19 protein-coding genes are annotated in these 19,585 nt (G+C 62.7%); 6 read left to right on the forward strand and 13 right to left on the reverse strand.

Annotated features, from left to right (window positions below; translation table 11 throughout):
• Positions 1-40 precede the first annotated feature (40 nt).
• Genes J8C05_RS08240 through J8C05_RS08280 form a run of 9 tightly spaced genes read right to left on the reverse strand, consistent with a single transcriptional unit; the run spans position 41 to position 8,131 of the window.
• Complete coding sequence (locus J8C05_RS08240; protein ID WP_211421749.1) at positions 41-493, reverse strand: molybdenum cofactor biosynthesis protein MoaE; 453 nt, start codon at positions 491-493, stop codon at positions 41-43.
• 8 nt (positions 494-501) lie between these two features.
• Positions 502-759 carry a MoaD/ThiS family protein gene (locus tag J8C05_RS08245; protein WP_211421750.1) on the reverse strand — a complete coding sequence of 86 codons (258 nt, stop codon included), beginning with the start codon at positions 757-759 and terminating at the stop codon, positions 502-504.
• Complete coding sequence (locus tag J8C05_RS08250; RefSeq protein WP_211421751.1) at positions 756-1,502, reverse strand: 16S rRNA (uracil(1498)-N(3))-methyltransferase; 747 nt, start codon at positions 1,500-1,502, stop codon at positions 756-758. The genes J8C05_RS08245 and J8C05_RS08250 overlap by 4 nt, the downstream gene beginning before the upstream one ends.
• A gap of 21 nt (positions 1,503-1,523) precedes the next feature.
• Complete coding sequence (locus J8C05_RS08255; protein ID WP_211421752.1) at positions 1,524-2,537, reverse strand: ABC transporter permease; 1,014 nt, start codon at positions 2,535-2,537, stop codon at positions 1,524-1,526.
• On the reverse strand, positions 2,521-4,029 hold the full coding sequence (locus tag J8C05_RS08260) for an ABC transporter ATP-binding protein (RefSeq protein WP_211421753.1): 1,509 nt from the start codon (positions 4,027-4,029) through the stop codon (positions 2,521-2,523). Before J8C05_RS08260 ends, J8C05_RS08255 begins: the two co-directional genes overlap by 17 nt.
• Positions 4,030-4,032: 3 nt before the next feature.
• Entirely contained in the window at positions 4,033-5,094 is a 1,062-nt protein-coding gene (locus tag J8C05_RS08265; protein WP_211421754.1) for a BMP family protein, read from the reverse strand.
• Positions 5,091-5,798 carry a DedA family protein gene (locus tag J8C05_RS08270; RefSeq protein WP_014100175.1) on the reverse strand — a complete coding sequence of 236 codons (708 nt, stop codon included), beginning with the start codon at positions 5,796-5,798 and terminating at the stop codon, positions 5,091-5,093. The genes J8C05_RS08265 and J8C05_RS08270 overlap by 4 nt, the downstream gene beginning before the upstream one ends.
• Before the next feature lie 18 nt (positions 5,799-5,816).
• Complete coding sequence (locus tag J8C05_RS08275) at positions 5,817-7,586, reverse strand: hypothetical protein (RefSeq protein ID WP_211421755.1); 1,770 nt, start codon at positions 7,584-7,586, stop codon at positions 5,817-5,819.
• Positions 7,586-8,131 carry a hypothetical protein gene (locus J8C05_RS08280; RefSeq protein ID WP_211421756.1) on the reverse strand — a complete coding sequence of 182 codons (546 nt, stop codon included), beginning with the start codon at positions 8,129-8,131 and terminating at the stop codon, positions 7,586-7,588. The genes J8C05_RS08275 and J8C05_RS08280 overlap by 1 nt, the downstream gene beginning before the upstream one ends.
• Before the next feature lie 174 nt (positions 8,132-8,305).
• Here J8C05_RS08280 and J8C05_RS08285 point away from each other — a divergent pair, with 174 nt between their 5' ends.
• Both J8C05_RS08285 and J8C05_RS08290 read left to right on the forward strand, forming a co-directional pair.
• Complete coding sequence (locus J8C05_RS08285) at positions 8,306-8,731, forward strand: CoA-binding protein (RefSeq protein ID WP_211421757.1); 426 nt, start codon at positions 8,306-8,308, stop codon at positions 8,729-8,731.
• A 90-nt stretch (positions 8,732-8,821) separates the two neighbouring features.
• Positions 8,822-9,175 (forward strand): hypothetical protein, encoded by a 354-nt coding sequence (locus tag J8C05_RS08290; protein WP_211421758.1) that lies wholly within the window; start codon positions 8,822-8,824, stop codon positions 9,173-9,175.
• A gap of 199 nt (positions 9,176-9,374) precedes the next feature.
• On the opposite strand, the gene J8C05_RS08295 is transcribed toward J8C05_RS08290, so the two are convergent.
• Positions 9,375-12,032 carry a ComEC/Rec2 family competence protein gene (locus tag J8C05_RS08295; protein ID WP_211421759.1) on the reverse strand — a complete coding sequence of 886 codons (2,658 nt, stop codon included), beginning with the start codon at positions 12,030-12,032 and terminating at the stop codon, positions 9,375-9,377.
• Positions 12,033-12,231: 199 nt separating this feature from the next.
• Between J8C05_RS08295 and pilB the strand changes: the two genes are divergently transcribed.
• The 3 genes from pilB to J8C05_RS08310 all read left to right on the forward strand — a co-directional run bounded on the left by pilB (position 12,232) and on the right by J8C05_RS08310 (position 16,913).
• A complete protein-coding gene (gene pilB, locus J8C05_RS08300; protein WP_211421760.1) occupies positions 12,232-14,076 on the forward strand; it encodes a type IV-A pilus assembly ATPase PilB in 1,845 nt (614 codons plus the stop codon).
• A 175-nt stretch (positions 14,077-14,251) separates the two neighbouring features.
• Positions 14,252-15,421, forward strand: a complete 1,170-nt coding sequence (locus J8C05_RS08305; protein ID WP_058867080.1) for a type IV pilus twitching motility protein PilT — start codon at positions 14,252-14,254, stop codon at positions 15,419-15,421.
• A 268-nt stretch (positions 15,422-15,689) separates the two neighbouring features.
• Positions 15,690-16,913, forward strand: a complete 1,224-nt coding sequence (locus J8C05_RS08310; RefSeq protein ID WP_211421761.1) for a type II secretion system F family protein — start codon at positions 15,690-15,692, stop codon at positions 16,911-16,913.
• 131 nt (positions 16,914-17,044) lie between these two features.
• On the opposite strand, the gene J8C05_RS08315 is transcribed toward J8C05_RS08310, so the two are convergent.
• Positions 17,045-17,926, reverse strand: a complete 882-nt coding sequence (locus J8C05_RS08315; RefSeq protein WP_211421762.1) for a hypothetical protein — start codon at positions 17,924-17,926, stop codon at positions 17,045-17,047.
• Between the two features lie 119 nt (positions 17,927-18,045).
• Between J8C05_RS08315 and J8C05_RS08320 the strand changes: the two genes are divergently transcribed.
• Complete coding sequence (locus tag J8C05_RS08320; RefSeq protein ID WP_211421763.1) at positions 18,046-18,687, forward strand: zinc ribbon domain-containing protein; 642 nt, start codon at positions 18,046-18,048, stop codon at positions 18,685-18,687.
• 101 nt (positions 18,688-18,788) lie between these two features.
• Here J8C05_RS08320 and J8C05_RS08325 read toward each other — a convergent pair whose 3' ends face one another.
• Both J8C05_RS08325 and J8C05_RS08330 read right to left on the reverse strand, forming a co-directional pair.
• Positions 18,789-19,133, reverse strand: coding sequence for a hypothetical protein (locus tag J8C05_RS08325; RefSeq protein WP_211421764.1), 345 nt, complete (start codon positions 19,131-19,133; stop codon positions 18,789-18,791).
• 6 nt (positions 19,134-19,139) lie between these two features.
• On the reverse strand, positions 19,140-19,526 hold the full coding sequence (locus tag J8C05_RS08330) for a TM2 domain-containing protein (RefSeq protein ID WP_335334117.1): 387 nt from the start codon (positions 19,524-19,526) through the stop codon (positions 19,140-19,142).
• Positions 19,527-19,585: the final 59 nt, after the last annotated feature.

Genomic DNA, 19,585 nt, shown 5'->3' on the forward strand with positions numbered 1-19,585 from the left:
TCCGGGAACTGCCCGTACTGGCGAGTGGGGCGGCTGACGCCTACGGCAGCGATGGGCGGACGCCTTCCACCCACACGTCGCCATCCTCAAAGTGTTCGTGCTTCCAGATGGGCACGGTAGCCTTGATGCGATCAATACCAAAACGGCAGGCGTCAAACGCCACGGCCCGGTGCGCAGCGGTCACCACCACCAGCACGCTCGTCTCCGAAACATGCAGTCGCCCGATGCGGTGGATGAGTGCCACACGGTCAATGTCAGGAAACTTGACATGCGCTTCCGCCGCCACCCAGCGCAGCATCTTCACCGCCATCGGGATGTAGGCTTCATAGTCAAGGTGGCGCGTCCGCCGTCCGTGCAGGTTGTCCCGCACAACGCCTTCAAACGTCACCACCGCGCCAGCACATTCGCGCACCAACTGCCGGACGACCGCCTGGGTTTCGATGGGTTCCGTCACAATTCCGACGAGATCGCCGCTGTCCAGATGTTCGATCATCCCGGCTTTCAACCTCCGGCAATAGGTGGGAAAACGGCCACGTCATCCCCGGCGCGAATGGGAGTGTCGGGCCGCGCATACTCCTCATTGACGGCGACGAGCAAACTGCCCTCAAACGGCGCAAGCTGCGGATACTGCCGGCAGACCGCAGCGAGGACTGCGGCGGCTGTCGTGGGTACGCGGACCTGTACCGACGCCGTAGGCTGACCAATCAGCGCCCGACACTGGCCAAACACGGCGATGTCAAGCCTTGTGGAGTCTGTCATAGCGGCTGACCTGTGAAATCACCGAAGGTTGCCTGAAGCAGGCCCACGGCCAGTATAGCAGCCGTTTCAGCCCGCAGGATGCGCGGCCCCAGCGTGACGCCATGCGCCCCCTGCGCTGCGGCCAGTTGGCGCTCGGCTTCGCTCCAGCCACCTTCCGGGCCCACCAGGGCCACAACCGTTGGCAGATGACCCGGAAACCGGCTGACGATAGCGGCCCAGCCATTTCCCTGCCGTTCGGTGAAAAAGAATTTGACACCTCCCAACGAAAGCACCTCCGCAACCGGCTGCGGCGGCAGAACGGGCGTCAGGTAGCCCCGTCCGCACTGCTTTGTGGCTTCACGACTGATGCGTGACCAACGCTCAAGTTTTTCTGAAGCGCCACGAATCAAACCCGGTTCAACATGGCGCGTCACCAGCGGAACAATACGGGTGACGCCAAGTTCAACCGCCTTTTGGATGACCCACTCAAACTTGTCCGCCTTGAGCAGCGCCACCCCCAAGGTCAGATCAAGCGGGGATTCGCCAAGCGTTGGTAGTGGCGCATCCAGCACCAGCCGTACGCCACGCTTTGAAGCCTCGGTCACTGTCGCCTGAAACACCTGCCCCTGCCCATCAAAGACCGTCACCACCTCGCCCACTCTGATGCGCAGAACATGGACGGCATGGTGCGCTTCATCCTCCGGCAACTGGACGGAAGTCGCCGTAAAGTTTTCTGACGGTGCATAGAAGCGATGTCCCGGCACAGTCCAGCTCCACTGAAGACGCTAGGCGGCAACGTCACGCCGTCCGGCGAGAATGACGGCCAGCATGACCAATGCCTCGATGACGCCGGCCAACCCGGCCGACACCCCAACGGCCCGTTGCAAACCAGCAGCGCCGACTTCCAGCGCCCCAAAGGCCACAGCAGCCGGAATCACCCCCAGCGGATGCTGGCGGGCCAGCAGGGCCACAGCTACGGCCATGTAGCCATACCCCGGCGAAAACTGTTCATAGAGACGGTGACTGACGCCGAGCACTTCCACCCCGCCGGCCAACCCGGCGCACCCGCCGCCCACAGCCAACGCCAGCCAGGTCATCCGGTGCAGCGCAATGCCTGCCGTCGCAGCGGCCACCGGGCTGCTTCCGGCCACCTGCAAGCGCAAGCCGGTTGGAGTGTAAAAAAGCCAGACATAACCGACCACGGCCAAAACCAGCGCCCACAGCGTACCGCTGTGCAGACGGGTCGGGGGCAACCAGCGCGTCAGCCACAGGGCTTCGGACACCAACTCTGTCTGCGGATACCCTTTCGAGGCTTCCTGGAGCGGCCCGTGAACCAACCAACTCACCAGCCAGAAGGCGATGAAGTTGAGCATCAGCGTTGAAATGACTTCATTGACGCCGCGCGTGGTCTTGAGCCAGGCCGCCACGAGCGCCCACGCGCTTCCGGCCAGGATGGAGGCTGCCAGCACCAGTCCGACCGCCCACGGCGTTTCCAACCGCACGCCCAGAAACACTGCTGCCAACGCACCGAGCAACATCTGCCCCTCGGCACCAATGTTGAACTGCCCGCCCCGAAAGGACAGTGCGACCCCCAGCCCGCACAGAGCCAGCGGTGTGGCTTTGACCAGCGTATCGGCCACGGCAAACGGACTCCCGAACGCCGACTGGAACATCACCTGCAGGGCCGGCAACGGCGCGTAGCCGGCCACCCGCAGCACAAGCATCCCGGCGGCCAGAGCCGCCAGCAGCGCCAGAACCGTCCGCCCCACCGGATGCCACTTCTCAATCCCGGCGGCCATAGCGTTCCCAAGTCGGACCGTCGCCGGCCATGAGCCGGCCCAGATCAGCCGGTGGGATGTCAAATGTCAAAGAGGTTGACAACCGCCCTCGGTAAAGCACGGCAAACCGCTGACAGAGCGCCTGAATTTCATCGAGTTCGTTCGACATCAGAACCAGCCCCAGCCCCTGCCGGCAGGCCCCGCGCAGGGCCCGGTGAATCGTGGCCACCGAGGCCACGTCAACCCCCCAGGTGGGATTGACGGCCACCAGAACCCGTGGCTGCGGAGCCAGCTCCCGCGCCACAAGCAGCTTCTGCTGGTTGCCGCCGGAAAGTGCCCCCGCCGGAGCGTCGGCATGTGGGGTGCGGATGTCGAAGTCACGGATGAGCGTCCCGGCATACTGCCGCAGGGCGGCTCGGTCGAGCAGCACGCCCCACCGGCGCCAGTCCGGTGCGAGTTCGTCTCCCAGAATGACGTTTTCGGCCACCGACAGCTCAAGCGCCAGACCAGCCTGCCGCCGGTCAGGCGGGATGTACCGCAACCCGGCCGCCAGGCGCGCCCGGCGTCCGGCCGGTAGCGGACGACCATCCAGCCACAGGTTTCCCTGCATCGGGCGCAAACCTACCAGGGCTTCGGCAAGCTCGGTCTGCCCATTGCCATCCACACCCGCGATGCCGAAGATTTCGCCCTCCCGTACCTCGAACGAAATCCGGTGCAGGGCTGTCCGGCTGCCGTCAGCCGGTACGGTCAGGTTTTCGACGCGCAAGCGCACCGTTTCTGCCGGTGGCGCTGTGGCGCTATGACCCAGGGCGGCTGAAGCCAGGTGCTCGCCCACCATGGCGGCTGCCAGCACATCGGCTGTCACCTGGGATGCCGGATATTCGGCCACTACCCGCCCCTGCCGCAGCACGGTGATGGTATCGCACAGCTCCAGCGCCTCACGGAGCTTGTGGGTAATGAAAACGACGCCAGCGCCGGCCGCGCGCAACTCGCGCAGCAGGTCAAACAGCGTCTCCACTTCCGGCGGCGTCAGGACGGCCGTCGGTTCATCGAGCAGCAACAGTGTGGCCTGGCGATAGAGCGCCTTGAGAATTTCGACGCGCTGCCGCACGCCCACCGGCAGCCCGCCGACGGCGACATCAAGCACCTCCCACAGCCCCAGCCGTGCTGCCAACCGGTCCAGGCGCGGACGGTCCGGCGTCCGTTCACCGAGCAGGACGTTTTCACGCACCGTAAAGCTGTCAACCAGGTGGAAGTGCTGGTGCACCAGACCAATCCCGGCGGCAATCGCCAGCCGGGGCGAAGTCAGCCGGAGCGGACGGCCATCCCGCTCAATCCGCCCCCGGTCCGGCTGAACCGCCCCGAACAGGATGTTCAGAAGCGTGGATTTTCCAGCGCCGTTTTCGCCCAGAATGCCGTGAATCTGTCCTGGCCGGAGCGTCAGGGAAACCCCATCCAGCGCCGGCACGGTTCCGTACCGCTTGGAGATGTCGTGAAGCGCAAAGGCGGCCAACGGCTACGGCTGCTCCTTGAAAACGTCAATCTCGCCTTTCTGAATCGCCAGGGTCAGACCGTTGAGCCTGCCTTCAATCTCCTTTGGAATGAAGCCTTTCTTGATGGCAAAGCCAACGGCGTTGTCCCGAATGCCCAGATGGACGACTTCACCCTTCTGTTCCTTTTGCAGGATGCGGCGGACGATTTCGGCCAGCCCCTGCGGATTGCTGGTTGGGCTTCCCACGATGTGCTCAGGGGCCAGATGGGACTGGTCTTTCTGCATCCCAAAGGCGCGGATGTTGCGCTCCTTGACGGCCTGAAAGACGCCGGCCGCGGCGGCATCGCAGTCGTGAATGAGAAAATCCGCCCCTTTGTCAATCATCGCCAACGCCTGCTGGCGCGCGGCGGCAGTATCCGTCCAGCTTCCGATGAAGGCGATCATCACGTCCATCTTTGGGTTGATGGCCCGCGCTCCATTGCGGAAGGCATAGAGGTTGCGCGCCGAAGCCGGAATGTTCTGTCCGCCGATGGCCCCGGCGCGGCCCGTTTTGGACATCATTGCGGCAATGGCTCCGGCCAGATAGGAAGCCTGTCCGGTGTCGAACACGACGCTCACGACGTTCGGCGCGGCTTTGTCGCCGGCCGTCACCACGAAGGTCGTCTGTGGGAAGTCTTTAGCCACAGCCAGAGCCTGATCGGTGAACTCGCCGCCGTGGCCGATCACCACGTCAAAGCCTTCCTGGGCAAAGGCCCGGAAGCCCTGCTCGCGGTCGGCTGGACTGTCATTGACCTGCTGCTGGCGCACTTCACAACCCAGCTCTTTCTCGATGATCTTGAGGGCGTCGTACCCAAAGGCATTCCACCCGTCATCGCTGATGGGGCCGGGACTCAGAAGCGCCACACGCGGTTTCTTCTCACCGGAAGCCGTCGGCGCAGCCGGTTGGGATGCAGGAGTTGAAGCTGGTGTATCCGGCGCTTTGCCGCCACAAGCGGCACCCACGATGAGCCAGAGGAAACCGGCGACACCAAACAGCCAGGAACGTCGCCGATGGTGAAAAACAACGAAAGGGGTTGAGACACTCACGGTACTCTTTCAGAAGAAGCCAGCGGGGTGGTCGTCGGGGGGGCTTCGGCTGCCGGGCGCGGTCTCCATCGCTCGCGCAGCACTTCAATGACAGCCGGCAGCACCGATACGACGATAATCCCCAGAATGACGAGTGAAAAGTTCTTCCTGACGAACGGGATGTTGCCAAAGGCATAGCCAGCGTAGGTCAGCGAGGCAATCCACAACACACCGCCGATGACGTTGTAGATGAGAAACCGCGGATAGTGCATGGCGCCAATGCCGGCGACGAAGGGGGCAAACGTCCGTACGATGGGGACGAAACGGGCGATGATGATGGTCTTCCCGCCGTATTTGGCATAGAAGCGCGCCGTACGGTCAAGATGCCGCCGGTCAAAAAGGCGTGACGTGTCGCTGCGGAAAACGGCCGGCCCAACCCGTTTGCCAATCCAGTAGTTGACCGTATCCCCCAGCACGGCGGCGACACTCAGGGCCACCACCACGAGGTGAACATCGAGCACGCTGCCGGGTGTCGCGGCCAGGGCGCCGATGGCAAACAGTAACGAATCGCCGGGCAGAAAGGGCGTCACCACGAGGCCGGTTTCGCAGAAAATCACCAGAAACAACAGGACGTACAACCAACCGCCAAGCTGACCGCCCAGGGCGTTGAGGTGTTTGTCGAGGTGCAGGACGAGATCGAGGAGGTATTTGAGCAGTTCCATCATCGGGTCTGGTGCGCGGGTTCAGCGTTGCCGGTTCGGCGCAGTGGGCGTGGCAGTTGCCGGTTTGGTCTCGGCTTCGCCCGACGGGGTAAGCGTTCCCTGGATGAAAACAGCCGGGACTTCTTTCATGTCCTTACCGTCGCCGGTCACGATCCGTTTAAGCGACGACTGGCGATATTCCGCATCAGCAACCGTCAGGGTGTAGCGCCCTTCCTGCTGGGGTTCAAGCCGGTTGGGGACAAGGTAGATGGTGCGGCGTTCCGGGGGTGCGCCTTCCGGCTGACGGGGATACAGCTCAATCTCGGCCCGCAGTTCATAGAGCGTCTCGTTGGTGATGTTTTTGACGAGACCGGCAATCGTGACCATACGGACGACTTTTCCACCGGCTCCCTTCGGCGCGGAAGAATAGGCGTTGGCATACTGGCGCACTTCCACCTGCTTGACCGGAAGCGGCGGCGGAGGCGGCGACTCAAGCCCCAGGGCGCGTGGAATGGCGGCCACGCGCTCCGCCCAGGCCGGGGGCAGCAGCCAATGGCGCACGGTGGGGAAAAAGACGACAACCAACCCGCCCAGCACGACGGCATACACCACCAGACTCACCCCAAGCCAGGCTGCCTCGCGCCGAATCCCGGTCGGGCGATCATCGGCCAGAAAGCGCGGTGGCGCAACTGAAGACGCGGACGGCGACCCGGCCGGTGGCAACGTCCCGGCCGGTGGTTGCGGGCGTACGGCCGGCACCTGCTGCACGGGCAGCGGTAGCGGCGGTGCAGGCGGTGCCACCGCCGGAGCAGAAGCATCAGGGCGGGGCTGGTCCGTGACGGCGGCATCCCTGGCTTCCCAGCTCAGGGCCAAAGTTTCCGCGGCCGTAATGACGGCCGTGGTCGCGGCCGAGGTCGCTGGCGTCACAGGTGCCGGCTTCGGGGGGGCTGCCGCGTCTGGCGTTGCCTTCGGTGCCGCTGCCGGTGGGCGCAGGGACTTCCGCTGGACGGGAAGCCGCTCGGTCAAACCGGCACGCGGCGCAGGGGGCACGTTTTCCGGCTCAGACAGCGGCGGCGGGGGCGATGGAGGCAACGGACCTGTCGGGCGGCCGCCCAGTGGACCCGTTGTCTTCGGGGGAGCCGGAGGTGGCGCGGCTGACTGGGCGAGTTGCGCCCGGATGTCATCGGCAAGCAAACCCGGCGGGGTGGAGGAAGGTTCAGCGGTGGAAGCCCCGGCCACCGGTGCGGGCATCAGGGGCGTTGTGGCTGCGTCCGGGTCAGGCAGGGCCGCCGCTTCGGAGTGGAGGCCGACTTCAGGCGCTGGGGCCGGTGGGTGCACAGGCTGATCACTCGTGACCATGGGGCGGATTTCAACCGGGAGCACCGGCGCGGCGTGAGGCGCCGGCGAGGGCGTTGCCGGGGCAGACGGAGCGTTTTCTGATTCTGACCAGTAGGCGGCGATGTCTTCGGCCACGGCTCCCGACGGCGCTGACGCCGGGGTAGCGCGCAGGGCGGGTGGTGGTTCTGCCGGAGCGGTCGGGACAGGCGGAGCCGGCAGCGGGGCCTCCACGGACATTTCAGCAGCAAGCGCCGGGGCCGCCGCCGGGGGTGTCTCACCGGAGACCAATCCGAGCAGGCCGTCGTCGCCAACCTCCCGTTGGTCAGGAGTCGCCCGCAGGCTTTGCCAGGCCACCCACAACAGCACCAGGGCCAGCAGGACGAAAAACACCACCAGCGTCACGCCGGCAATAAACCACCACTCGGCGGCCGGCATGAGCAAACCGGGGCTAACAAGGGTTTTGAGTACAAGCATCAGGATTCGCCGTTGAGGTGTTTGATGATGGCTTCAAGGATTTCATTTTCCTTGACGCCCTTGGACGGACATTCAACCCAGACGCCGCCGGTTTCGGTCTGGTATTCGCCTTCGATACGGGCATAGACCGTCAACTGGGTGCGCTGGGGATCAAGCGGCAAGGCTTCCAACTGCAAGGCATAGCGTCCGCGCACCCAGGTGAAGTTCCCGCCGCCGGGACGGCGCGCGATGAACTCCAGGTTGGCGCCGGAAGTCAACGCGCCACGGGTGAAAATGACCGGTTTGGTCACGAGGCGTCCGGGCTTTTCGGCGCTCAGCTTTTCATCCAGGACAAGTTCGCGGTCACTGAGCACCTGCCGGATGGCGTCAAGCAGTGTGTCGCGCGGCACGTTGAAGGTGTAAGGGTTGGGCAGCATGGGCTTTCTTTCCTTGCCCCGCCCCCAACTGATCTGCCCGGTGGCCGGGGCGAACCACCCACCGGCGAGCACCCCCAGCAGCAGTCCCACGAGGAGCATCCATCCCTGAAAGTTTGTCGTCCTGGTCATCCGAAACCCCTTTGTGCGCGGCGGCACGGTAGATGTCTGGCTGGCATTACCTCAAATCCAGCCCCCAGCATAGGGTGGCACCAAACACTATGGTAGCATTTCACGGCGGACTGCGGCCTCACGTTCCAGCGGATGTTCCCGCGCCGTGAAACGTTTTCCCAACGATGGAGAACCATGACTGACCATTTTTCTGTTGCCGATTTTCAGCGTGCGGCCGACATCGCCTGGATTCTGGAACACTGCCGCCGGATTGCGGTCGTCGGGCTGTCATCCAAACCGGACCGCGCCAGTCATGGCGTGAGCCGGTTCATGCTCGAATGGGGCTACGACATCACCCCGGTCAACCCCATGGAAGTCACGGTTTTCGGGCGTCCGAGCTACCCCGATTTGGCTTCCATCCCCGGTGAGGTGGATTTGGTCAACGTTTTCCGGCGCCCGGAAGATGTGCCACCGATTGTCGAGGCGGCCATTGACAAGGGCGCCAAAGCCCTGTGGCTCCAGCTTGGGGTTGTTCACCCCAGCGTCCAGCGGGCGCGGGAGGCCGGTCTGCGCGTGGTTGTGGATCGCTGCCTGATGATTGAACGGCAGCACCTGGGCTGACCCCGGTGGTTCGAGCAGGGTGAAGGTTTCAAAGAACCGCTGCACGTCGTCCCGGTCCAGCTCGATGGGAAAGGTTGTGATGACGGCCAGTTGGTAGAGGCGTGGCGCAGCAAAGATGAAGTCCACGCGGCCAAAGATGGCCTTGTCATCGCGCATACCACCGAAGAAAACGGCGCGCGCCGGATGGCCCTGAACGATGTAGCGGTCTTCCTGCTCGATGGCTCCCTTGTACGGGCGCAGCAACGCATCCCGCGCCGCATCCATGACCTGATCCGGCGTGGCGTCTTTCAGTTCCAGGCGGGTAAAGGTTCTGACGGCCACGCTGCACAGGGTTTCATTGGCCGACAGGCTGGTGAATGCAATGACGGAGCCGTTGGCGCTGTCCTCACGCCTGGGCTGCTCGAAGCCGCGCGGCAGACGGACGCGGAAACCGCCGTCGGTTGAAACGAGTTCAAAACCGGTGCGGGGCTTGTCATCCGGGCGTTCCCGCTGCCGTCCGCTCTGGGCTGGCACAGCCCCGACCGCGGCCATCAACCAGTACACCGTCAGGAATACAACACACCACCTCATCGCCATAACCTCGCCTGATGGACTCTTCGCCACGGCAGCCGCTCTACCCCGGCCCGGCATCCCTGGCACCCCGTCACCAGACACCCGTGCGGCCAGCGTAGGTTTCAACGCGCAGGATGTCGCCATTCGTTTCAAACGTCACCGCACCGTCCCGTCCGGTATGCCACTGCGCGGCCCGGGGCAGAAGCGCCGCATAGCGATTCACCACCTCCGGGTGGGGATGCCCGAAGGGGGACTGTCGCGGTGCGCTGAAGACCACGTGTGCCGCCCGCGTGGCCCCGATGAAGTCAACCGAACTCGAACTGCGGCTGCCATGATGGGGTGCTTTCACGACATCGCAGGTGAGGTTGGCTGGTTGGGCCACAAGCTGGCGTTCCGCCGCAGCTTCGATGTCGCCCGTGAGAAGGAAGGTGCGCCGGCCGTACTCGACCCGCAGAACGAGGGAATCCTCGTTGGTGCCGGTCGGGACCGCTCCGGCCGGCGGCCAGAGAAAAGTCAGGGTGACATTGCCAAGCTGAAGGCGCTGACCAGTGCCAACGGCCTGGCGTGGAATAGCCCGGCGATCAAGTGCCTGCACCAACCGCCGAAATACCGGGTCATCCAGGCGCGCTGGCCCGTGCCAGACTTGGCCCCATTCAAAACCGTCCACCAGCGGGATGAGTCCCCCGACGTGGTCGGTATCGGGGTGTGTGGCCACCACGGCGTCAAGCCGTCTGATACCACGCGCCCACAGGCAGCGGGCAACGACGCGCTCGCCGATGTCCGGGCGGTCTTCACGGAAGCCATCCAGCCGGGAGCGGCCGCGGTCGGACTGGCCGCCGCCATCCACGAGGATGGTTTCACCGGTTGGGAACTCCAGCAGGATGCTGTCTCCCTGCCCGACATCCAGGAACGTCACCCGCAGCCAGCCGGCCGGCGGCATGCGCCAGGCGCGCGGCGGAGCCACACTCAGCCAACCGAAAACGACACACAGCGCAGCCCCCAGCATGACCGGGGCAACCCGGTGTCGGCGGCCGGAAGGCGGTGCCAGCGGTTGCCACCGCTCAAGCGCCACAACCAGCAGGAGACACCCCAGGGCAAAGCCGCCATACAGCGCAAGCCCCCACCCTTCCCAGTGCGGCACCCGCCAGCTTCCCCACCGGCTTCCTACTTCGGCCACCCGGACAAGCCAGTGAACACTCCCGGCGACCAGCCATTTGACAAGCACGGCACCCGGCGGGAAGACCGCCAGCAGGGCGAAGTACGCCAGCGTGGACAACAACACGACACTCATCATGAGTTCCGCCACCAGTGTCGCCACCCCGCCGCCCGGCGTGAGACGGTTGAAGTAGAAGAGGTTGAGGGGCAACAGGACGATTTGCACACAGGTGCTCACCAGCAGCAGCCCAAAAGCCCACCGCAACCCGGTTTGAAGGTTCCAGTCGCCAAAGCCAAGGCGTTCAAGCCGCGCCGCCCAGGGGGATTTCTCCAGACGGTACGTCACCGGTTCACCCCGCATCCGGGCCTGAAACGCCGAAGGTCGCCAAAAGAGGGCCTCGGCCAGACGGCGGATGAAACGCGGCGCATGGGGCGGATAGGGACTGGTACGTTTCGGCTGCCAGGCACCAATGGCCCGCAAACGGGCATGGATGGGCGCGGCCACGCCGACGAGCGCCAGGACTGCGCCGAATGTCAACTGAAAACTCGCGGCAAAAAGGTTCGAGGGCTGCGTCACCAGCAGCACACAGGCGCAGGCCCCCAGAATATTCAACCAGTGCGGCCGGCGATACCACAGACCGACGAACTGCCAGATGGAAACCGCCACCACGGCCCGCCAGACCGGCGGATCGAGGCCGACCAACAGGGCGTAGCTCCACGCCGCAGCCAGCACAACTAGCGCCACGGCCCAGCGGTGGATGCCAAAACGGGTCAGTATCCAGGCTATGAGTCCGGCGACCAGGGCAAAATGCGAACCCGAAATGACAAGCAGGTGAAACGTCCCGCTTTGACGGAATGCATCAGACCAGGTGGCATCCAGAAAGCGCTCACTCCCCAGCACGACTCCCGCCAGCAACCCGGCAGTGCGGGCGTCAAAATCCCGCTGCAACTGGCAGGTGGCATGCAGCCGCAGTTTTTTCAGCCACGAGCCAGCCGGTGAAGCCGTGGGGCGCAGGCGTGTCAGGGCGATGACCTGCCCCTGGGCATCGTAGCCACGCCAGTCGAGATAGTCACCGACCGCGTAGCTTCCCGGATTGGCGTGGCGTCCCCGGCGACCAAGCGTAGCCGTGACGGCAAGCAGGTCGCCTGGCGTCAGGTTTGCCTGCTCCCATTCGTGGACCTGCTCCGGGCGGGTCAGCGGCAGCACCAGGCGCACCCGTCCACGCGCTGGGACGGGGGCGGCCGACGGTGTTGACTGGAGGGTGGCGACATCCACATCGAAGGACAAACGTCCAACCGCCGGTTCTGGCCAGTCAACAAGACAGCCTGTCAGTTGAAGGGAGGCATCCGGCGGCAGCATCCGCAGCCGGACGCGCACCCGGTCAGGGGCTTCCCGCGCCGCCTGTTCCAGGGCAGCACACCAGGCCCCACCCAGCACTGTACACAGGACCGCCAGGCGCAACCCGGACTCCGGTGCAAAGGAAGGCTGCCGTCGCCGGCTGGCCCACAGCAGCCAGACACTGAAACATCCCAGTCCCCACCACCAGGGCGAGGTTTCAGGCAGCCAGGAGGCCAGCCAGATGCCGACACTCAACCCGACCGCCGCCCAAAACAACGGGCTGTGACGACAGGCACTCGGCCGTCTGAGGCTCTGGCTTGACATGTTCGCAACCATTCACTTAGTTTCCATGCCAAATTAGAGAAAAGCCAACCCCGTACGGCTCCTGCAAGCTGAGCTTTACACTTGAGCGTTTCTGGTCGGTTTTGACCGCTTACCGCAGGGTATTCGCAAAATGTCAGCAAAACTTGGTGAAGTCCTCCTCAAGGAGGGACTGATCACGCCCCAGCAGTTGAAGGAAGCGCTTGACTACCAGCGGGCTCATGGTGGTCGGCTTGGTTCCATTTTCGTCTCGCTGGGGATAGTGCAGGACGAGGCCATCACGGCCGTTCTGAGCCGGCAATACGGTGTTCCGGCTGTCAACCTCGATCTGTTTGATGTTGACCCAAATGCCGTCCGGCTTTTGCCCGAAGAAACCGCCCGCAAGTACATGGTCATGCCGTTGGCGCGCAACGGTTCGACGATGACGCTGGCGATGGTGGACCCGGCCAATGTCTTCGCCATTGACGACATCAAGTTCATGACGGGTCTCAACATCGAGCAGGTCGTCGTTTCAGAGCTTTCACTCGAACGCGCCCTGGCGCGCTACTACGCCCCGGAAAAGGGACTCGTTCTGGCAGAGAAGATGAGCGAGTTCTCGGCCGGACTCAACGACCAGTTCAGCCTCAGCAGCCTCGCCGGCGGAGCCAATGTCCCCGCCACAGCGCCCGTCAACCTTGATGAGGCCATGAGCGAACTCAACGAGGCGCTGGGCGACACCGATCTCGAAGTCAGTGAATCCAATGAGGATGTCCTCGACCTCAGCGCCGCCTCGGCCGATGAAGCACCGGTCGTCAAGCTGGTCAACATGATTTTGGTCAGCTCGCTGGAATACGGGGCAAGTGACATCCACATTGAGCCGTACGAGAAAGAGTTTCGCGTCCGCTTCCGGGTGGACGGACTGTTGCGGGAAGTCATGCGTCCGCCCATGAAAATGCGCGCCGGGCTGACCTCGCGCATCAAGATCATGGCCAAACTGGACATTGCCGAGACGCGCCTTCCCCAGGACGGACGTATCAAAATCAAACTCAAACGCGACACCGGCGTGCGCGACCTGGATTTCCGGGTCTCGACGCTCCCCACCCTCTGGGGTGAAAAAATCGTGCTTCGGCTGCTCGACAAGGAAAAGCTGATGCTCGATATGACCAAGCTGGGGTTCGAGCCGGAAAGCCTTGAAAAATTCAAGCGCCAAATTGCCAAACCCTACGGCATGGTGCTGGTGACAGGTCCCACCGGATCGGGGAAAACCAACACGCTCTACTCGGCACTGGCCAGCCTCAACACACCGGATACCAACATCATGACGGCGGAAGACCCGGTTGAGTTCAACCTGACCGGCATCAACCAGGTACAGATGAAAGAACAAATCGGGTTGAACTTCGCGGCGGCGCTGCGTTCCTTCCTCCGCCAGGACCCCAACATCGTCCTTGTCGGCGAGATTCGGGACTTCGAGACGGCAGAAATTGCGGTCAAAGCCTCGCTCACCGGACACCTGGTGCTTTCCACCCTGCACACCAACGATGCGCCCTCCACCGTCAGCCGCCTGATGAACATGGGAATTGAGCCGTTTCTGGTTGCCACGTCCGTCAACCTCATTCAGGCACAACGGCTCATCCGGCGCATCTGTACCGAGTGCAAGGCCCCGGCCAAAATCCAGCCGCCGGCTCAAACGCTGATCGAGCTGGGCTTTACTCCGGAAGAGGCCTCGAAAGTCGTCATCTACGAAGGGACTGGCAAAACCAAGGACGGGCGGGAGTGTCCGAAGTGCAAGGGTTCGGGTTACAAGGGCCGGGTTGGTCTTTACGAGGTGATGGAAATGAACGATGAGTTGCGTGAACTCATCCTCATCGGCGCCTCGGCCTTGGAGCTGCGCAAAAAGGCCATTGAGCACGGGATGCTCACACTGCGGCGCAGCGGATTGCGAAAAATTATGGAGGGGATCACCACCATCGAAGAAGTGGTGCGGGAGACCGTCCTCTGACCCATGTCCCGGTTCATCAGCAACCAGCCCTGCCCTGGAGGCTGATGCAGAAGCGATAGCGTCAAGGCTGGTGACACAAACCGAGTTGCTCTACCGACGCGCAGACCACCGCGTCTGAACTCCAGACACGCGGGCGACAAGCCTGCCATGAGCGCCACCCAGGGAGGGACCTGCCATGTCGTCAAACTTTGTGCTGAGCGACCTGCTTCGGAAAATGATCGAACTGGGCGGCTCAGACCTCCACATCACAACCAATTCACCACCCCAGGTTCGGGTTCACGGACATCTTCGTCCACTCGACTACCCCGAAATGACGCCGGCGGATACCAAGCAACTGGCCTACTCCGTGCTGACCGACGCCCAGAAGCACCGTTTCGAGGAGACCCTGGAACTCGACTTCTCGTTCGGTATCAAAGGCATGTCCCGCTTCCGGGCCAACCTCTTCAACCAGCGCGGCGCTGTGGCAGCGGTCTTCCGGGCCATTCCCTACGAAATCCGCACCTTTGAAGACTTGGGACTGCCACCGGTAGTCAGAAAGCTGTGTGAAAAGCCGCGTGGTCTCATTCTGGTCACCGGGCCGACGGGTTCCGGCAAGTCCACCACCCTGGCTTCGATGATCAACAAAATCAACGAAGACCGGCACGAGCACATCATCACCATCGAAGACCCCATCGAGTTTCTCCATCCCCACAAGAACTGCCTCGTCAACCAGCGCGAAGTCCACGCCGACACACACAGTTTTGCCAACTCCCTGCGCGCTGCCCTGCGTCAGGACCCTGATGTGGTGCTCATCGGGGAGATGCGCGACCTGGAAACCGTCGAAACGGCGCTGCGGATCGCCGAAACCGGACACCTGACCTTCGGCACGCTGCACACGAACTCGGCTTACTCGACCATCAACCGTATCATTGACATCTTTCCGTCCCACCAGCAGTCCCAGATTCGGACGCAGCTCAGCCTCGTTCTCGAAGGCGTGCTGTGCCAGTCGCTCCTCCCCAAAGCCAATGGGCAGGGACGCTGCATGGCGCTTGAAATCCTCGTCCCGAACTCGGCCATCCGCAACCTCATCCGGGAAGACAAAATCCACCAGATTTACGGGATGATGCAAACCGGGCAGGACAAGTTCGGGATGCAGACCTTCAATCAGTCGCTGCTCAGCTTGTACCTCAGCCGTCAGATTACGCTCGAAGTGGCCATGGCGCGGTCGCACAACCCCGACGAGTTACAGGACCTCATCAACCGTGCCACCAGCGGCGTCGGCGGCGGGGCGATGCCCCCTGGCGGGCGGCCCATGCCCCCGGGTGGCCCGGCGCGCCCCGGCATGCCCCCTCCGGTTCGCCGTTAGTCGGGCCTGACCGGATGGACGAATCCTGCAAAGTCACGGAGTTTTCACTTCGTGACTTGCGTTCGGCGTTCATATCGCCAACAATATGCACACGCTTTTCATAGGACACATCGAACCTGGGAAAATCAGCCGCAGCGGTGCGGTGTCATCGGATGTTGCCCCGTAAGCCGCAGCAACCGGGTGAGGCAGTGGCACCAAACAGTGGGTTGGAGGCAGGGGCCTCGTCCGAAGCCGTTGCAGATGCATCCGTGCAAGGAGTGATTCGGTCATGCCGACGTATGTTTTCGTAGGACGCAACCAGCTCAATCAGCAGGTGCGTGGAGAGCGCACGGCTGCCAGTCGTGAACAGCTCGAAAGCCTGCTCCGCCGCGAACAGGTCACACTGCTCAGTGTCCAGGAAAAAAGCCGGGACATTGCCCTTCCCAAACTGGTCGGTGGAAGCGTCAGCTCGAAGGAGCTGGCCATCTTCACACGTCAGTTTTCCGTGATGATTGATGCCGGCTTGCCGCTTGTCCAGTGCCTTGAAATCCTGGCGAGCCAACAGGACAAAAACAAATACTTCAAGCAGGTTCTCACACAGGTGCGCACGGATGTCGAAAGCGGCTCAACCCTTTCAGACGCCATGGCCAAACACCCGAAGGTCTTTGACAACCTCTACACGAACATGGTGGCTGCAGGGGAAACCGGCGGTATTCTCGACACCATTCTGCAACGCCTCGCCACCTTCATCGAAAAAATCGTCAAACTCCGCTCGGATGTCATCTCGGCCCTGATTTACCCGTCGGCGGTCATTGTGCTGGCCATTGCGGTCATCAGCGTGATCATGATCGTGGTCATTCCGGCCTTCCGCAACATCTTTGAAGGGCTGCTCGGTCCGGGTGAACGGCTTCCCCTCCCGACGGAAATCGTCATTGCGGTCAGCGCCTTCATGGCCAGCTACTGGTGGCTGCTGCTCATCATCATCGGGGCCATTGTCTGGGTGATCCGCGCTTACTACAAAACGCCCGGCGGGCGGCTTGTCATTGACCGCCTGATGCTCAAGATTCCTGTCATCGGGGACATCCTGCTGAAGATTGCCGTCGCCCGTTTTTCACGTACGCTGGCTACCCTCCTGTCAAGCGGCGTCCCGATTCTCGAATCGCTCGACATCACCGCCCGTACGGCCGGAAACGTCGTGGTCAGCAATGCCATCAACCGTGTGCGTGACTCGATTGAACAGGGACAGACCATCGTCGAGCCGCTCAAGGCCAGCGGGGTCTTTCCCTCGATGGTGTGTCAGATGATCGGCGTCGGGGAACAGACGGGTGCTCTCGATGCCATGCTCTCCAAGATCGCTGACTTCTATGAACTCGAAGTTGACGCCGCCATTGCCAACCTTCTGACACTCATTGAACCCATCATGATTGGCTTCCTCGGTGTCACCATCGGCGGCATCGTCATCGCCATGTACCTTCCGCTTTTTGCCCTCGTCGGCAAACTGGCAGGACGCTGATCCGGGCTCAAACACCTCACTGCACGGCTATTCGTGGGGCATCGCCGCTGGCGCGTTGACCAGCCTGGCGATGCCCCACGCGCTTTTTGCTCTCCACGCTTTTTGTCCCGACCGGCTTTCCTGGCCCCGACTCAATCGCGCAGTGGGCGTCGGGTCGTTGCCCAGGAGGGCATTGTCAGCACCGGCCGGTAGTTGCCTTCCTCGAAGCTGAACTTGAAATAGCCATCAAAGCGCGACACATCCGACAGCCCTTCACCGCGTGCCAGCGTCGGCATGCGGAACCGGTCATTGAACTGTGAGTAGTCCACCGTCGCCGAAATGGACCGGATGTTTTTGAGGTTCTTGTCGAGAATCTCTAGGTTGTACATACCATCTATCGTGAGGGTCAGCATTTCGCCCTGCTCGCTGAGGTAAACCACCCCGGAAGCCAGCGGTACCGTCCGCGAGCGCGTCCGGGGACGGAACCGGAAGGCCAGTTCCCCCTCACGGGGTGAAGTCGTCGGCTCAAACTCGTAGTAGGCGACCCGCTCAGGCGTCAGCGGGAAAAAAATCAGGTCGAAAAAGCCTTGGGCCGAGAGGATGGTCAGCGCCTTCGGGTCAACCCGACTCCTGGGGCGTCCATTGTCATCGGTGTCGCTCACGATGCGCGTCAGCACCGGATACTGCCCGGTCTCGTCGGGACGGGTGGACGGTTCAACGATGACTTCGGTCTCACGATTCTGGCGCTGGCGGCCCGGCGCATCACCGGGCCGGCGCGGCTTCTCGTACCGTTCAATCACCAACCGTTGCCGATAGGTACAGCGGTCACGCACGACGGCCGATTGAAACTGGTTACAGATCGTTCGACAGATGACGGGGGGAATCCCGCTACAGTCATAGCTTGGACTGCCGGGGCATTCCGGGCTGGGAACGGGTGCCGGAACCGGCGCGCCAACCGTCGTGGGCATACCGCTGAAACCAAGCAGGCCACCAGCCAGCGCCACGGCCAACCAGGGTCTGAGTGCATACGTCATGGCTTTGTTTTTCACCTCAATCGTGGTTGCGTTATACAGCCTGGCGTTCTACAAGCAAGGCTGGCATCGGCCAGTAAGGTAGTCCGAACCCCACTGTCATCCAAGTCTGGAGTGCTCCCATGCAAGACCGCACCTATCGTCTTCCCGCAGGATTCAACCTCACGGCGCTGGCCAACGACATTCGGCACTTTTTCCTGATGCGGGACCATCGCGTACAGGTTGTGCCGGTCGGTGAAGCCACGGTCATCCAGGCCGTTCGGGACTCAACGCTGACGACCCTGCTGGGACAGTCTTCTGCCCTGACGGTACGGCTTCAGGTTGTAGGTGACCGCCTGCTCGTCGAGATTGGCACGAGCAAGTGGCTGGAGAAAGCCGCTCTGGGTGTGGTCGGCTACGTTTTGCTGGGGCCGCTTGTCGTCCTTCCCATCGTCGGCGCTTTCAATCAACTCAAGCTGGTCGAGGACTTGTGGACCCATATTGACAGCCGTCTGGCGCAGCCCTTCGAGGCGTATGCACCGGTGGCGCCACCCGAACCGTCGTACCGGGGCTATCAGCCTCCCCCGCCGGCTGAACAACGCTGTCTTGCCTGTCAGTCCCCGATGCCAGCCAATGCCATTTTCTGTTCACGGTGCGGAGCCAAAGCCTCCGTCGTGCCCCACACCGCAGAAGCGGCGTCCGGGATGCCGTCCTGTCCCCAGTGTGGACTCGTCAACCAGATGGGCGCGCGTTTCTGCTCCGGCTGCGGCTACCGTTTTCCATAGGGTTTCACGGGAATGGTGAGTGGTGAGTGGCGAATGGTGAGTGGCGAATGGCGAATGGCAAGTGGCGGGTAGTGAATAGTGAATGCACTCCAAAGCCGGGCTCAGGTTGACGAAAGGTAAAGCCACAGGAACCGGATCAGGCTCACGAGGAAGAAAACCGTCCCGACTACACCGAGCACCAGACTCCAGCGTGCACGGCGTTGAAGCCTGACCAGTCGCTCCCGGACGGCCGCCGGCAACGGGTCATGGTCTTCGAGGCGAAGGATGGCGGCCTCAGACTGAATCGCCAGAAAAAGCGCAAAGATGCCCAGCGGGAGGGTACAGAGCCAGCCGATCAGCGCCGACGTGAGGCCGAGCGCCAGCGCCAACATGGTACGCCCTTCCAACCGCGCCACTTCATCAAGCGGCAACTTCACGGCTGGCGGGGCATCAGCAGGTTCCAGCACAGTCCCTCAAAACCAGCCGCGGCGTCCCTGAATATAGGTCGCCACGAACTCCTGATCGGATTTGGTGAGATACATAATCCCTTCCACCAGTCCGATGATGCCGGAGATCAGGCTGCCAAGGCCACAGGTCAGCACGGTAATCCCCAGCATGATGAGACCTTCCACCGTGTACCCCAGGATGAATTTGTGAACGCCAAACCCACCCAACAGGATACCGCAGATGGCCGCCGGGATTTTCTTTTCAGCGCCGGGGATGGGCCCACCCACCGGCGGCGGATAGGGCGCGGGTTGATACGACGGAGGGGTTGACCCACCGTAGGGGCTGGAAAAAAGGTTCAAATCAAGGGCCAGTCTGGGTCCATTCGGGGTTGCCAGGCGCATCTGTCGGAGCATAGGTGTTCTCTTGGGGTGATGGGAAAAAGCCGACACAGCATGGCTGGAGTGTTTCCCAA

This window comes from Chloracidobacterium sp. N, assembly GCF_018304765.1.
Taxonomy (GTDB): Bacteria; Acidobacteriota; Blastocatellia; order Chloracidobacteriales; family Chloracidobacteriaceae; genus Chloracidobacterium; species Chloracidobacterium aggregatum.